This is a genomic window from Pilosibacter fragilis (assembly GCF_032490495.1).
GTDB lineage: Bacteria > Bacillota > Clostridia > Lachnospirales > Lachnospiraceae > Pilosibacter > Pilosibacter fragilis.
Map to the genome: position 1 here is coordinate 78224 of NZ_JAVYJB010000011.1, position 14562 is coordinate 92785.

General features: G+C 45.3%; 13 protein-coding genes. 8 read left to right on the forward strand and 5 right to left on the reverse strand.

Annotated elements, in window-relative coordinates; genetic code table 11:
• Positions 1–58: 58 nt before the first annotated feature.
• The 8 genes from ABCW45_RS11680 (at position 59) to ABCW45_RS11715 (ending at position 8803) form a co-directional block, all read left to right on the forward strand.
• Positions 59–1480 (forward strand): hypothetical protein, encoded by a 1422-nt coding sequence (locus ABCW45_RS11680; RefSeq protein WP_343220891.1) that lies wholly within the window; start codon positions 59–61, stop codon positions 1478–1480.
• Entirely contained in the window at positions 1467–1778 is a 312-nt protein-coding gene (locus ABCW45_RS11685; RefSeq protein WP_015553167.1) for an EscU/YscU/HrcU family type III secretion system export apparatus switch protein, read from the forward strand. The genes ABCW45_RS11680 and ABCW45_RS11685 overlap by 14 nt, the downstream gene beginning before the upstream one ends.
• The gene (locus tag ABCW45_RS11690) at positions 1753–3165 is read left to right on the forward strand and encodes a PspC-like choline-binding domain-containing protein (RefSeq protein ID WP_117551772.1); all 1413 of its coding nucleotides are present in this window, start codon (positions 1753–1755) and stop codon (positions 3163–3165) included. Before ABCW45_RS11685 ends, ABCW45_RS11690 begins: the two co-directional genes overlap by 26 nt.
• Before the next feature lie 112 nt (positions 3166–3277).
• Complete coding sequence (locus ABCW45_RS11695; protein ID WP_343220892.1) at positions 3278–4438, forward strand: N-acetylmuramoyl-L-alanine amidase family protein; 1161 nt, start codon at positions 3278–3280, stop codon at positions 4436–4438.
• A gap of 5 nt (positions 4439–4443) precedes the next feature.
• Positions 4444–5238 (forward strand): lytic transglycosylase domain-containing protein, encoded by a 795-nt coding sequence (locus ABCW45_RS17940; protein ID WP_015553170.1) that lies wholly within the window; start codon positions 4444–4446, stop codon positions 5236–5238.
• Positions 5239–5389: 151 nt separating this feature from the next.
• Positions 5390–6250: a flagellin gene (locus tag ABCW45_RS11705; RefSeq protein WP_343220893.1), complete on the forward strand. Its 861-nt coding sequence runs from the start codon at positions 5390–5392 to the stop codon at positions 6248–6250.
• A gap of 164 nt (positions 6251–6414) precedes the next feature.
• A complete protein-coding gene (locus ABCW45_RS11710; RefSeq protein ID WP_343220894.1) occupies positions 6415–7239 on the forward strand; it encodes a flagellin N-terminal helical domain-containing protein in 825 nt (274 codons plus the stop codon).
• 235 nt (positions 7240–7474) lie between these two features.
• Positions 7475–8803 (forward strand): tetratricopeptide repeat-containing glycosyltransferase family 2 protein, encoded by a 1329-nt coding sequence (locus ABCW45_RS11715; RefSeq protein ID WP_343220895.1) that lies wholly within the window; start codon positions 7475–7477, stop codon positions 8801–8803.
• On the opposite strand, the gene ABCW45_RS11720 is transcribed toward ABCW45_RS11715, so the two are convergent.
• The 5 genes from ABCW45_RS11720 to ABCW45_RS11740 all read right to left on the reverse strand — a co-directional run bounded on the left by ABCW45_RS11720 (position 8740) and on the right by ABCW45_RS11740 (position 14465).
• The gene (locus tag ABCW45_RS11720) at positions 8740–9729 is read right to left on the reverse strand and encodes a C39 family peptidase (RefSeq protein WP_343220896.1); all 990 of its coding nucleotides are present in this window, start codon (positions 9727–9729) and stop codon (positions 8740–8742) included. The two genes, ABCW45_RS11715 and ABCW45_RS11720, sit on opposite strands and share 64 nt — an antisense overlap.
• 24 nt (positions 9730–9753) lie before the next feature.
• Positions 9754–10842 carry a protein-glutamate methylesterase/protein-glutamine glutaminase gene (locus tag ABCW45_RS11725; protein ID WP_343220897.1) on the reverse strand — a complete coding sequence of 363 codons (1089 nt, stop codon included), beginning with the start codon at positions 10840–10842 and terminating at the stop codon, positions 9754–9756.
• Positions 10843–10893: 51 nt separating this feature from the next.
• Positions 10894–11706, reverse strand: coding sequence for a CheR family methyltransferase (locus tag ABCW45_RS11730; protein ID WP_215704432.1), 813 nt, complete (start codon positions 11704–11706; stop codon positions 10894–10896).
• Positions 11707–11819: 113 nt separating this feature from the next.
• On the reverse strand, positions 11820–12287 hold the full coding sequence (locus tag ABCW45_RS11735) for a chemotaxis protein CheW (protein WP_117505533.1): 468 nt from the start codon (positions 12285–12287) through the stop codon (positions 11820–11822).
• Positions 12288–12302: 15 nt separating this feature from the next.
• Positions 12303–14465, reverse strand: coding sequence for an ATP-binding protein (locus ABCW45_RS11740; protein WP_343220898.1), 2163 nt, complete (start codon positions 14463–14465; stop codon positions 12303–12305).
• Between the last annotated feature and the right edge of the window lie 97 nt (positions 14466–14562).

Genomic DNA, 14562 nt, shown 5'->3' on the forward strand with positions numbered 1-14562 from the left:
CAAAATCTTTTGACCCCAACATCATAATATATAGAATCAAAAAGAAAAGGGATAAAACATGTCTAATATATTACAGGTAACAGATCCTTCTACATATATAGATAATAGAAATGTCCATACAGGCCAGGAGCAGCAAAGCGCCCTGAACAGTTCCCAGATCCAGAATCCTTCTGACCCATCTCGTGTAGTGCGGGCAGATGGACAGAAAAGCGGTACCGCTGGTGACCAGGAAAATGAAAGTGGCTTCAGCGTTCGCAATTATAATGGAAATTATACTGACTTTCTTCAGAAGCTGGGGCAGGAAAATGAAATAAAGGATTCCCTGGGCCGGATCCTGTTCCGGGATGGAGCCTTTATCGCTAAAGGTGATGAAGGTCTGGGTAAAATGGTGCAGCAGCTGCTGGATTCTGCCAGTTTTGAAGATTCTGGCCAGCTGCTGGATTTTTTAAAAATGCAGGGACAGACTAAATTTTCCGGTACTTTCTTTGAAAACCTGAGAACTCTTTTGCAGCAGGAAGGAAACAGAGGCCTGCAGGAAACAGCCCTCAAATTCCTTCAGGTATTCAACAATTATTCCAGCGGTGAGCATCTTTTAGAACAGATGCAGGAACTGACAGATGAAATAAAAGGAATGCTTTACACCTCTGCAAGACAGGAATACGCGTCAATTCTGGATCAGCTGGACTGGAAGGCAGAAAATGGGGAAACAAAGGAAAATTCCCAGGTTCTGTTTCAGAAGCTGGTCCCCTTTCTTTCAAGATATATTTCCCGTACTCATGATTATGGCAATGTAAGAAGCAGCGTGATCCAGCTGATCCTTTATGGGGCACGTTATGAAAACGGAAGCAGCACCCTTCTCAGAAGCCTTTTTGAACAAATGGCAGCTAATAGGGATTTTAAACGTTTTTTTGAAACAGAGCCTGAAGAACTGTATGCTGTACTTACCGGTTCAAAAGGAAAAAAAGGAAATATCTATGGAGATATTTTTGGCTCACTTGTGGAAAGAGGGACCAAAGGAGAAGCCGGGCTGGAACATGTACAGGATTTTTATCAGCTGATGCGAGGGATGCTGGTAAACGAAAGCGTATATATGTCTGTGAATCATTTTGTCCTTCCTTTTCAATATCAGGGAAAAGAGGCAGTATCTGAATTTTGGATCGATCCGGACGCAGAGAAAAAAGAAGAAGAAAAAGATGGAGGCAGGAAAATACGCCTTCTGGTGGACTTTGAGATCAGGGGATTGGGAGATTTCCAGCTTCTGGCAGATCTCCAGGATCATAAAATATCCATGGAGCTGGGAGTTCCTAAAAATCTTTCTGCCGGAGCCGGAGAGATACAGGCAAAGCTTCAGGAAATATGTACCAGAAACGGGATGCGCGTGAAAATGATGCAGGTGCAGGAACGGAAAGCTCATTACCGTCTGCTGGATGTTTTTCCAAAGATAAGAAAAAAGGAGAATGGTATTAATGTCAGCGTTTGAGCGGTTATTAGAGCAAAAGGCAGTTGCGCTTCAATATTCGCCGGAAAAGGACACTGCCCCGGTAATCGTTGCTTCCGGAATGGGATATATGGCAGAAAAGATCACGGAAGCAGCCAGAAAGTCAGGGGTTCCGGTTTATGAGGATGATTCTCTTGCGACTCTTTTAAGCAGATTACAGCTGGGAGCGGCTGTGCCGGAAGAATTATATCAGGCGATCATAGAGATCTATATTTACTTTTTAGGATATGTGCCATCACCGGAGGAAAAAGAAAATGAAGAAAAAGTCGAAAATACCTGACAGAAGATCCAGACACGGACGGGAAATGCTTCTGCTCCTTCTTTCGGGAGTCTTGCTGTTCCAATGGGGAAAGATAGATGCTTTTGCGGCGGCAAAAGAGATTAAAACAGTAAATATCCGTGTTACATCCAAGCTGGAAGTAGGCAGCAAGCTTCCGGATATAAAACTGGAAACGACCACGGTTTCAGATGGAGAAGTGGCAGTAGATACAAGTGGAGGTAAATACAGCGTTTCCGAGGCCGAATGGACGGATAAAAGCTCCAATGAACTGAAAGCTGCTGAAGAGCCTCAGATGAAAGTCACCCTGGAACCGGAAGATGTCAGTGAAGATTATTTTGTTTCCAGCTATAAAAAAGCGGATGTAAAGATCAGTGGGGGCACATTTGTGTCTGCCAGACGAGATGGAGATGAACTGGTAGTTACCCTGCGGGTAAAAGGGATCAAAGGAGACTATGCTGCCCCGGAAGATGCCTGGTGGAATGAAAAAAGCCTGGGACAGGCGAAATGGGAAAAGCCGGATAACACATCCGGTTATTACGAAGTGCAGCTTTACAGAGGAAAAACGAAAGTTTACAGCGTCTCCCAGACCAGTGCAACTCAGTATAATTTTTATCCATATATGACAAAAACAGGAGAGTATACCTTTAAGGTACGCACAGTACCGGGAACGGATTCCAAAAAAAAATATGGTGGAAAAAGCGAATGGATAGAATCCGGGGAGCTTTCCATTACAGACCGGTATGTATCAGATGGTAAAGGACAGCAATCAAAAAATCCTTCCGCAAAGCGCGGAACCACAGATAAAGTAGGCTGGGTAAAAAAAGGCAATATATGGAATTACAGATTTCCGGATGGCTCTATATGCCGGGGTACATGGCAGTCGGTCAACGGATACTGGTATTATTTTGATGTCAATGGCACGATGCTCACCGGCTGGCAGAAGATGGCAAATGACCGGTATTACCTGTATGATACCGGGGAAATGGCAGCCGGATGGGCAAAGATCAATGGACAGTGGTATTATTTCTGGCCATTAACGGAAAATGGGCATACACAGGGAACCATGGCTTATGGAGGCTGGAAGATCATAGGGGCGGATTATTACTTTTTCAGGGAAGACGGCTCCTTATATACCGGCTGGCTGGAACAGAATGGTTCCTGGTATTACCTAAACACACTTGACAACAGCCTTCAGGGAACCATGTTTACCGGCTGGCTGATCCGGGAAGGGAAAACTTATTTCCTGGATGCTGACGGAGTTATGGCTACCGGCTGGTATCAGGTTGACGGGAATTGGTATTATTTTTGGCCGGATTCAGGTGAAATGGCAAAAAACCAGTATATCAATGGATTTTATGTTAATGAGGACGGGATCTGGTACAGGTAAAGATATGTGAGGAATGGAAATGAAAATGATCAGAAAAATACTCCTTTGTGCCGGAACAGGACTGCTGCTTAGCACAGGAAGCTTACAGTCTGTGCCAGGGGGAATCTTTCATATGGATACAGCTTATGGGGCAGAGAGCAGCATCATCGAGACCATGAGTATTAAATTTAACACCACTTTTGGAGATCCGGAGGAAATACCACAGCCCCAGATCACCATCAGCGGATCAGGGGTATCCATTGGGGATATTTATTACAAAACAGAATATGAAAACTGGAAACCTGGTAAAAAGGTACGGATGGAGATCACTGTGGATGCTGCACAGGGAAAGTATTTCCCTGTGTCCCTTGGACGATCCAAATGCCGTGTGACCGGGGCTGATTTTGTATCGGCGAAAGCCCTGGATAATACCACCATGCAGGTAAAAGTGAACTATACGCCGGTCACTGTTCTGGGTGACACAGCTTTAGCAGGCTGGAGCTCACATGACTCAGAAAAGGCAGTGTGGAAGAAGGTAGACTATGCTCCGGGCTATACCCTGACTTTATATGGAAATGATAAAGTGGTGAAACGGATGACAGTTACAGGTAACTCTGTCAGCTTAAAGGAGTACATGACAGATCCGGACAAGATCTACTATTATCAGGTAAAAGCGGTCCCGGTTACGGCAGAACAGAAAAAATACTTAAAAGAAGGGGAATTTATTACATCACAGGAACAGGATATAGATGACAGTGCGGAAGAGGAGAAAGAAAAAGAACATGCAGCATGCGGTACTGGTCCAGGCGTAGCAGGTTCTCTAAAGGGAGACAACTTTGTTATGCCGGATGGGACTCTGGCAGTCAATACCTGGAAGCTGGTGGGAGGTATATGGTACTACTTTAATGCGGAAGGAAACCGAACCAGGGGCTGGTTCCAGTATGGTGGAAAATGGTATTATTTCGACGGAAATGGATATATGAAGACCGGATGGGTGAACACAGGAAACGGAACATGGTATTACTTAAACCCGGATGGGGATATGAAGACCGGCTGGCTGAACACAGGAAACGGAAAGTGGTATTACTTAAACCCTGATGGAAGTATGAAGACCGGATGGGTGAACACAGGAAATGGAAAATGGTATTACTTAAACCCGGATGGGGATATGAAGATCGGCTGGCTGTATGATAAAAATATCTGGTATTATTTAAATAACGATGGATCTATGGCAGTAAACCGTTCTCAGGATGGCTGGTACCTTGGAGCAGACGGAGCAGGCCGAAAGGAGTAAGGAATATGAGTTTAGCACCGATAACAGGAGATGGGGGAAAGTTAGCTGCACAGGCAGCGGATCAGACACAGAAGACAACACCGGTCCAGGAATTTCAGGGGATACTGAAAAATGGGCTGAATGCCATAAAAGAAGATATGGATTCTATTTTCGAAGAAGCTTCTGCTTTATATCAGATCCCTTCTAAACTTCTCAGGGCGGTGGCAAAGGCGGAGTCAGGGTTTAATCCAAAGGCTGTATCCAAAGCAGGGGCTATGGGCGTGATGCAGCTGATGCCGGGAACAGCCCGTTCTCTTGGAGTAAGCGATCCTTACAATGCCAGACAAAATATCCTTGGAGGGGCAAAATACTTAAAACAAAATCTGGACCGGTTCGGAGGAGACGTAAGCCTTGCACTGGCAGCTTATAACGCAGGTCCGAACAGTGTGACCAAATACGGAGGCATCCCACCATATAAAGAAACCCAGAATTATGTAAAAAAGATCATGGCGGATTATACGGGAAACAATACGATCCTGGCAGGACGTACGGTGAGTACCGGAACATATGGGAAAACATCCGGCAGTACAGCAGTGAGCAGCCTTATCGGAAGCGGCCTTACAGGAAGCAGTCTGACAGCAGGCAGTCTTTTAGGCAGCTTTGCAGGAAATACAGATCTGTCCGGCGCCGGCAGCCTTGGTACACTTCTGGCAGCAGGAAAGGGAGAGAACCTTTCCGGGGAAGACTGGTCTAATATGGTGCAGATCCTCCGTCTTCAGATGATGATGAATATGGGTAAGGATACGGGTACGCTGATCTGACAGACAGATACCGGATTGCTGCGTGCTTTGCACTCCCGCAATTCCGGCCTTTTGACCCTGGTATCAATAAAATAAGGCATTTTGCCGATAATAAAAACAAATGGTTATTTGATGATATTCTCATAGAAGATACAAAGGAAGGTGAAACATCATGCAGGTGCAGAATAACATAGCATCCATAAATGCTGCCAGAAATCAGGGGATCGAAACAGGAAAGCTGAAAAAGTCCCTTGAAAAGCTGTCTTCCGGCTTTCGGATCGTCCGGGCGGGAGATGATGCAGCTGGACTGGCGATTTCGGAAGGTATGCGCAGCAGGATCAACAGCCTGAACCAGGCGATGAGAAACATTGATGACGGCATCGGACTTACCAATGTAGGAGATGGCGCTTTGACAGAGGTCCATTCCATGCTCCAGAGACTGAAGACTCTGGCTTTAAAATCTGCAAATGGAACTTACGATCAATCCAACAGGGAAACCTTGAACATGGAAAGAGACCAGATCCTTGAGGAGATTGACAGGATTGGTTCTACCACTAAATTTGGAGAAATCTCCCTGTTTTCCAGGGCAGATGCCAATGCAATTACACCGGGCTGGCAGCCGCCAGAGCTGGACGATACGATCCCGCTCCAGATCGGCGGTTCTACTCAGGATGGAGAAGTTCTGGATGTAGAACGCTATTATATAGGAAGCAAGGAACTACAGCTGGATCAGACAAATTTTTCCACTGTAGAAAAGGGACAAAAATCTGTGGAATACATTGAAAACGCGATAGAGGCTGTTTCTAAAGTCAGGGCATCCTTTGGAGCTGCTTATATGCATCTGGATCACACCCACAATAATTTAAGCGTTACAAGTGAAAACATGCAGGCGGCAGAAAGTCAGATCCGTGATACCAATATGGCAGAGGAGATCACGAAATATACCAGCAGTAACATCGTCCTACAGTCCTCTAATATGATGCTTACAAATGCAAATAATCTCCCTCAGACCATACTTGAACTTTTAAAATAAAAATGAAAGAAATAATGAAAAACAGGCTTATGTTTTTTTAACATAAGACGATATATATATATGAAAAGAAAATTCTGCTGTTCCAGAAAGGGCCCTTGGGACAATAGAAGACAGAGGAAAGGAGTCCACTGCCATATTTTCTTTTATAAAAGGAGGAATTCATTATGGTAATTCAGCATAATATTGCAGCGATCAATTCTTACAGAAACTTAAGTACCAACCAGAGTGCACTGAGCAAAAACTTAGAGAAGCTGTCTTCCGGTTACAAGATCAACCGTGCAGGCGATGATGCAGCAGGTCTGGCTATTTCCGAGACAATGCGTTCCCAGATCAATGGTTTAAACCAGGCTGTAAACAACGCAAACGATGCGATCGGTCTGATCCAGACAGCAGAAGGTGCTATGACAGAGACTCACTCCATGCTTCAGCGTATGAAGACTCTGACTACCCAGGCAGCAAATGGTACTTATACCAAAACTGCAAGAACCAACATCAAGGCTGAGATTGATGCACTGAATAAAGAAATTACCCGTATCGCTACTACTACAGAGTTCAACGGTGAGAAACCTTTAAATCCTAAGGCTAAGAATACGAACCTGACTTTCTTCATCGGTGCTTCTGCAGCTACAGCCAACGCAATGACTGTTGCACAGCAGACTATGACAGCTAAAGAATTAAAGGTTGACGGTATTCTGGTAGATACCACAACTAATGCATTCAAAGCAATGGCATCTGTAGATGCTGCAATTGAGACAGTATCTACTTACCGTGCAACCCTTGGTGCTGCCCAGAACCGTCTGGAGCATACGGTAAACAACCTGAAGGTTACTTCTGAAAATATTACATCAGCGGAAAGCCGTATCCGTGATACAGATATGGCAGATGAGATCACAGCTTATACAAAGAACAACATTCTTTTACAGGCTGCTCAGTCTATGCTTTCCCAGTCCAACGCTATGCCTCAGGGTGTATTAAGTATGCTGCAGTAATCTTGAAATTGATTCTGCATCTTTTAGGGGATCTGCTTTGCGCAGATCCTCTTTTTTTAAATATGTCGTAACTATTCAGTACCTTCATAGTTACGTGCAAAAATCCATTCCAGATCAGCTTCGCTGATGGGATTTTTGCCTTCCAGCCTATGTTTTCTTACGGTCAGCGCAGCAAGTGCGCAGACCTACTGAACAGTTACCATATGTCCTTTAGAACTTAAAAAGAAGGTAACCGATGATGAAAAAAACCATATCACAGTGTATGATCGTGAAAAATGAAGAAAAAAATATCCGCCGTGCCCTTTCCTGGGGGAAGGATATCATGTGTGAACAGATCGTGGTAGATACAGGAAGCAGTGACCGTACTGTGGAGATTGCCAGGGAAATGGGGGCAAAGATATTTTTCTTCCCATGGATCAATGATTTTGCTGCTGCCAAAAATTTTGCCATTGACCAGGCAAAAGGAGACTGGATCGCCTTTCTTGACGCGGATGAAAGCTTTACTCCGGAGGATGCAGCGAAGATTCCGGAGATATTGGAATATGTGGGAGACGATGTAGACGGCCTTCTTACAGGGATCGTAGATCTGGATGAAAATAACCATATCACAAGCGGCGGCACCATGATCCGATTCTTTGTAAACCGGCCGGAGCTGCGCTATGTAGGAAAAATACATGAACACCTGGTCAGAAAAGGAGAATCCGGACTGCATCTGACCGATGCTACAAAGCAGCTGGCTTTCCTCCATACCGGTTACCAGGAACAGGAGAAGAAGGATAAGTCCAAATTTGAAAGAAATCTGAACATCATCCTGGAGATCCTGAAGCAGGAGCCTGAAAACTGTGATTATCTTGGATATCTGGGAGATACCTATTCTTCAGACGGAAAAAATGAAGAAGCAAGGGATGCATACAAAAAGGCGGTGGCAGCCATGCCGGAAAAACTGGGGGTATATGATCAGCGAAGTTCTTATACCTATACAAACCTGTTAAGGGTCTCCCAGTGCCTGAACGCACCGGAAGCCGAGGTGGAAGCTATTTACAAAGAAGCGGTGGAAAAGCTTCCGAAAGAGCCTGATTTTGACTGTGTTATGGGGGACTGGTACTGGAGAAAGGGGCAATATGAAAAAGCGGTACAGATGTATGAACTGGCTATAGCAAAGCTGGAAACCTATGGAACAGTGAACAGGGGGATCATTACCACTTCCATGCTGATCCAGATGTATGAGTGTCTGGGAGAAGGCTGCAGAAGGCTGGGAGATTACCAGAAAGCGGTCCGCTATTGTGTGATCGTACTGAATACTGACCACAAAGATATGAATGCGCTGCTGACTCTGATCAACTGTTTTACAGAGAGCAATGTCAGCGCAGAAGAGGTAGTTCAGTTTTTAGGGAAGATTTATGATTATTCTGATATAAAAGACAAGGTGATCCTTCTGCGGGTGGCTATGGCGATGGGCAGAAAGGATCTGGAGCGGATGTTCAGGGGAATCCTCCTTCCTCAGGAGAGGGAAGAGTTTGATGCAGCCATGGAAACGGCCCAGAGCGGGGCACCGCTGTCATAGACTTTTTTCAACTCTTCCATGAGAAGAGGAAGCTCCCATTCGCAGGTGCTGTTATCAAAGCTGTTAGGATCTGCGATAGAAACATTTCCGTCAGGAAGGAGTTTTGTGATCAGGACAAAGTGACCGTTTTGCGTCAGGCTTCCCTTACCCATAAGGGCGACCAGGATATGACCGGAAGAAAGAAGGGAAGCCGCGTTCTGGGGCGAATGGTCTGTTACAGATTCTACCTGAAAGCCATAGGCAGTAAGGACAGATGGGATCAGACTGTGATAGGAGCCGCTCTGGGGGGCATAATAGCCATTGGCAGCAGACCAGTCTGCGATCGTTACCGGGGTAATGGCTTCTCCGTCATTTGTGAAGCTGGAGATGAGCATGGCTGCAGCAGTAGGACCACATCCATACTGCTGCATGGGATCTGAACCGCCGTAGAGATAACTGCTCCAGCGGGTATCTCCCTGATTATAGTAGAACATCGGTCCCATACTGGTATCCAGGATGGCAGCATCATAAGAATTGCCATCTGATCCCGGCTTTGCCTCCATATGCAGGTTTTCTGCTTTTCCAAGGATCACAGGAGATGTATTTGCAGTCACAGAAGATGTATCTGGGATCCCCTGTGTCCTGGAAGTATCCTCTGAAAGCTCTGTTTGTTTTTGGATTTTTGGTTCTGGCTGGGTCTGCTTTTTAAGAAAGTCTTCCAGTTCATGAAATTTCTGGCTACTGGCAGTCTGTACAAAGGAAATACCGGATCGTGCGTCTTTTATGACCTGGGAAGAAAAGCCTGGGCAAAAATAAAAGCTCAGGCTGGCAGTGATCACCGAAACTGTACCGGTAATGGAAAGTTGGATCATCGTTTTCGCAAGTTGGAACTGTTTCAAGGTTTTATTTATCTGTTTTTTTTGATTCTTTAAAGTTCTATCTTTCATTTTTATCCATTTATTTCTTATCCGTTAACGAAGGGATACACGGGCCAGGACAGTCTGACCAATGGTATTTAAAGGACACTGCTGGCATACGGCGCCGATCTTATGTGCCTCCATAGGCATGCCGTATACAACACAGCTGTTCTTGTCCTGTCCGATGGTATAGGCGCCGTTTTTGCGCATGCGCAAAAGACCGGCAGCTCCATCTGCTCCCATTCCTGTGAGAAGAACGCCGATGGCGTGTTCCCGCACATGTAATGCAACTGAGTCAAAAAGCACATCCACGGAAGGTCTGTGTCCGTTTACCTTTTCTCCTTCCTGTACACTGACTGCATAGGAGTTTCCAAGAGGTACCACACGCATCTGCAGACCTCCGGGAGCTAAAAGCATAAGACCTTTGCGGATCCGGTCCCCGTTTTTCGCCTCCCGTACTTCCATTTTGCAGATCCTGTTTAAGCGCTCTGCATACATGGCTGTAAAACCTGCAGGCATATGCTGGGTGATCACAACTCCGGGAGTATCTGCAGGAAAATTCTTTACTACCTCGAGAATGGCTTCTGTACCTCCGGTAGATGCCCCGATAGCGATCACGGTTTCAGGGGAAGCACCCAGAGGAATCTTTGGTTTCTGCAGGAAAGTATTTCTGGCAGGAGGTAAAGAAGAAACCTTGCGGATACCACCTGCCTGAGGGTCTGCAGGAACAGAAGGAAGGTGTACGTGGGAAGCAGCCGCTACCATGAGTTTGGAACGGAGCATAGAAAGAAAGATCTCTTTAGACAGTCCATTGGCTTCATCCGGTTTCCGTACAAAATCCACAGCTCCGGCTTCCAGGGCATCAAAAACCCTCAGGTTCAGGGAAGATACCAGGATCACCGGGATAGGGTGGACGGGAAGCAGCTGCTTTAAAAAATCAATGCCGGACATTCCCGGCATTTCAATATCCAGGGTAAGCATATCCGGCTGCAGCAGCGGGATCTTTTCCTGGGCGTCAAGGGCATTTACTGCATATCCTACAACCTGGAAGCGGTCATCCTCAGAGAGAGAACGGATCAGCCAGGTGCGGAACAAGGGTGAATCATCCACCACCATTAATTTTAATTTATGATCCATGATCATAACGCCTCCTTAATAAGATAAGTGTAACAACGTATGAGATAACCTACGGGATCAGATCTTTCGGTAAATAGCCGGTTCAATATAGGAAAACGGGCAGCTTTCCTTATCCAGGCTTTCAGAATGTCCGATAAATAAGTAGCCTCCCGGAGCGGTAGCATCATAAAAGCGCCTTACCAGTGCCGCCTTCGTAGGACGATCAAAATAGATCATCACGTTTCTGCAGAAGATCAGGTCAAACTTTTTGCGGAAATGGATGGGATCCATCAGGTTAAAGGAACGAAAGATCACATTTTTCCTTAAAGCATCTGAAACAGTATAGGTTTTATCTCCCATGGGAACAAAATAGCGTTCCTGCCAGGAAGGCGGAAGCTCTTTTAAGCTTTCAAGGGAATATCTGGGATCCATGGCAGAATCCAGAACACGCTGGGAAATGTCCGTAGCAAGGATACGGGTATCCCAGCTTCCGGGAAGGGCAGAAAAATATTCTTTCAGATACATAGAAATGTTATAAGGTTCTTCACCGGAGGAGCAGCCGGCACTCCAGATCGCAATAGAACGGTCCCGGGAATGCTTGTTTGCAAGCTCAGGAAGAATCTGCTTCTGGAGAAAGTCAAAATGTTCTTTTTCCCGCATAAAATAGGTATAGTTGGTAGTCAGCTTGTTTAACATAACAGAAACCATCTCAGGATCTTTACCTGAGATGATCTCATCTATGTATTCTGTAAAACTATGAAACCCTTTCTGCTGCAGCATATTAGTAAGACGGCTGGTGATCAGCTGTTTTTTGTGGCTCAGATTGATGCCATAGTGCTGTTGGATATAAGTGTAAAGACGGTTAAAATCCCCGTCACTTAATGTAAGCATTGTATGACCTCCTTAGGAATCGGATGTACTCTCGGAGTCTTTCCTGCACCTGCCTTTGCGGCTGACAAAAAATCTTCTCGCAAAATCAAGTACAAAAAGATTCCGGGAGTACATTAAGAGCTGACCAGGGACTTGCAGTCAAAAGACATAAGCACAGTCCCATTTTCAAGTGTGATCATACCATCTAACAGCTTCTGTCTGCGTTTGATAGGGATCGGACGTACATCCTGAAGATCAATATCGATCACCTGCTGCACAGAATCCACAACGATGCATACAGGAAGATCGTCTACATTTAAAACGATAAAGCAGGTCTTACTGTTATATTCCAAAGCAGGCTTGCCCATATAGAGCCGTATATCTACTACCGGAAGGATCTGACCACGCAGATTGATGATTCCTTTAATATAATCAGGTACCAGTGGAAGATGAGTGATCGCACAGTCATTGATGATCTCCGTTACGTTATTGATACTTAAAAACAGAGTCATGTCTCCCGACTCAAAGGTAAGACAGCGTTCAACGGACTGGTTTTCAGCCGGTACGTCTGTCCGGATATTTGTTTCTGTTACTTCAGCCATTTTAAAACCTCCTGTTTACGCATTCTCTACAGCTATGGAATATAAGCTGAGGATATCCAGAATGATGCTGATATTGCCATCACCCATAATGGTACAGCCGGTGATGCCGTGGTCTTTCAGGTTAAATTCACTGAGAAAAGCAGGAAGCGGCTTTACTACCACCTGCTGCTCGCCGATCAGATCATCTACAAACAGGCAGTAAGAACGGTCATTTGCTTCCACCCATAAAAGGATACCGTCTTCCATCTGGGTAACCTCAGTTGGAAGGTGATAGAAGGAATGGAGGCGGACGATAGGATAAAAATGGTCAACACGTTCTACCATTTCATTGCCATATTCATCTTTGATCACCTGATCTGCTTTTACCTTAAAGGACTGACGGATATTGGCGATCGGTATAGTAAAAATAGAATCACCTACCGTTACTTTCATTCCATCTACAATAGCCAGAGTCAGCGGGATCTTCATGGAAATCGTAGTTCCTTCACCGTAGGTACTGGATACAGAAACGATACCGCCTAAGGATTCTACATTTTTCTTTACAACATCCATTCCAACACCACGACCGGAATATTCAGTTACCTCTGTATTGGTGGAAAATCCGGGAAGCATGATCAGCCCCAGGATCTCCTTCTGGCTGTATTCAGAATCAGGCTTGGTCAGCATGTTCTTTGACCGGGCTTTTTCAAGAATCTTCTGGGGATCCATGCCATATCCGTCATCTTTAACGGAGATAACAACCTCACTGCTGGTATGGGAAGCGGAAAGTACGATCTCGCCCTGGGGATCCTTACCGGCAGCAATACGTTCCTGGGCTGTTTCTTCAATCCCATGATCCATGCTGTTACGCACGATATGCATGATAGGATCCTGTATATTGTCTACGATCGTCTTATCTACCTCTGTATCTTCACCTACAATGGTCAGACGGACGTCTTTTCCCAGGCTCTGCTTCATATCACGCACAATACGGTTCATTTTCTGGAACACGCCGGAAATCGGGACCATGCGTAAAGACATGGCAATATCCTGCAGATCATTGGTGAGTTTACGCAGCTGACGTGCAGATTTCATAAAATTATCCCTGTTGTCCCTTGGCAGCAGGTTTAATTCAGGGGAAGATGTGACCATGGATTCAGTGATCACGATCTCACCAACAATATCCATCAGGCTGTCCAGCTTCATCAGGTTGACGCTGATCAGATTCTGCTTGACCGGGGCATGGGAAAGCATAGGAGCTGCTTTCCCGGCAGCTGTATCTGTGGATGCAGGTGCTGGTGCCGTGGGTTTGGAAACAGATGCCTTTTTTTCCTCAGCTTTTGCAGGAGGAGCGGCTTTTGAGACATTTACAAGCTCATAAGATCGGATGTGGTTCTGGGTTTTTAAAATCCCTTCAGCCTTAGAAGCGTCTTCACTGGAGTCAAAAGCAAGGAAAAAGCCATTTTCTGCGATCTTCTGTGAAGTATCCGAATCTGTTTCCATATCACTGGGATAGAAACGAAAAGTCACTTCACATTCCCTTACTGCATTTACGATCATATAAGCCCGCAGATTCTCCATTCCCACGCCTTCTTCCAGAAAAACATGGAAAAAGCAGGCTGCATCCTTATCATCAGGGAGAGAAGCAGGAGCTGCAGCACCAGGAGCTGCAGCACCAGAAGCTGCAGCTCCAGAAGCTGCTGCACCAGAAGCTGCAGCACCAGAAGCTGCTGCACCAGAAGCTGCAGGTGCAGCCTGTGAAGCTTCCGGCTGTGCAGGTGCAGCGCCGCTGATCTTCTTCAAAAAAGAATTGATCTCATTGGAGAACGCATCAATATCAGTAGAAAGAGGTACTCCCTGTTCTACTTTCTCGATTTCGCTTCTTAAATAATCCTCTGAACGGAACATCAGGTTGAAAAGCTCTTTCTTATGTTCAGGATCCAGAGTTTCGATTCCTTTATCACGGATATAAAAAAATACATCTTCAATATGATGGGCGATCGTGGAGATCGAATTAAATTCCATCATTGCAGAAGAGCCTTTGATCGTATGCATGATACGGAAGATCTCATTTACGTCATCGGTGGAAAAATCACCGTTTTTCTCATCAGCAACCAGCATTTCGTCTAACTGGTCTAAAAGATTGTTTTCTTCATAAAGGTATGTATCCAGAATACTGCTGTCCATACCACTGCTCATATTGTACACCGCCTTTTTTCATAATAATCAGAATAGTATTTCTTTTAACTTTATCGGCGGTGGTTGAAAATGGATAAGGGGATTTCAAAAAAGAAAC

Excerpts from the sequence above, each read along its gene's own strand:
- ABCW45_RS11715 (WP_343220895.1), top strand. The coding sequence starts at position 7,475 with ATGATGAAAAAAACCATATCACAGTGTATGATCGTGAAAAATGAAGAA.
- ABCW45_RS11690 (WP_117551772.1), top strand. The coding sequence starts at position 1,753 with ATGAAGAAAAAGTCGAAAATACCTGACAGAAGATCCAGACACGGACGG.
- ABCW45_RS11710 (WP_343220894.1), top strand. The coding sequence starts at position 6,415 with ATGGTAATTCAGCATAATATTGCAGCGATCAATTCTTACAGAAACTTA.
- ABCW45_RS11705 (WP_343220893.1), top strand. The coding sequence starts at position 5,390 with ATGCAGGTGCAGAATAACATAGCATCCATAAATGCTGCCAGAAATCAG.
- ABCW45_RS11730 (WP_215704432.1), bottom strand. The coding sequence starts at position 11,706 with ATGCTTACATTAAGTGACGGGGATTTTAACCGTCTTTACACTTATATC.
- ABCW45_RS17940 (WP_015553170.1), top strand. The coding sequence starts at position 4,444 with ATGAGTTTAGCACCGATAACAGGAGATGGGGGAAAGTTAGCTGCACAG.
- ABCW45_RS11735 (WP_117505533.1), bottom strand. The coding sequence starts at position 12,287 with ATGGCTGAAGTAACAGAAACAAATATCCGGACAGACGTACCGGCTGAA.
- ABCW45_RS11680 (WP_343220891.1), top strand. The coding sequence starts at position 59 with ATGTCTAATATATTACAGGTAACAGATCCTTCTACATATATAGATAAT.
- ABCW45_RS11740 (WP_343220898.1), bottom strand. The coding sequence starts at position 14,465 with ATGAGCAGTGGTATGGACAGCAGTATTCTGGATACATACCTTTATGAA.
- ABCW45_RS11695 (WP_343220892.1), top strand. The coding sequence starts at position 3,278 with ATGGATACAGCTTATGGGGCAGAGAGCAGCATCATCGAGACCATGAGT.
- ABCW45_RS11685 (WP_015553167.1), top strand. The coding sequence starts at position 1,467 with ATGTCAGCGTTTGAGCGGTTATTAGAGCAAAAGGCAGTTGCGCTTCAA.
- ABCW45_RS11725 (WP_343220897.1), bottom strand. The coding sequence starts at position 10,842 with ATGATCATGGATCATAAATTAAAATTAATGGTGGTGGATGATTCACCC.
- ABCW45_RS11720 (WP_343220896.1), bottom strand. The coding sequence starts at position 9,729 with ATGAAAGATAGAACTTTAAAGAATCAAAAAAAACAGATAAATAAAACC.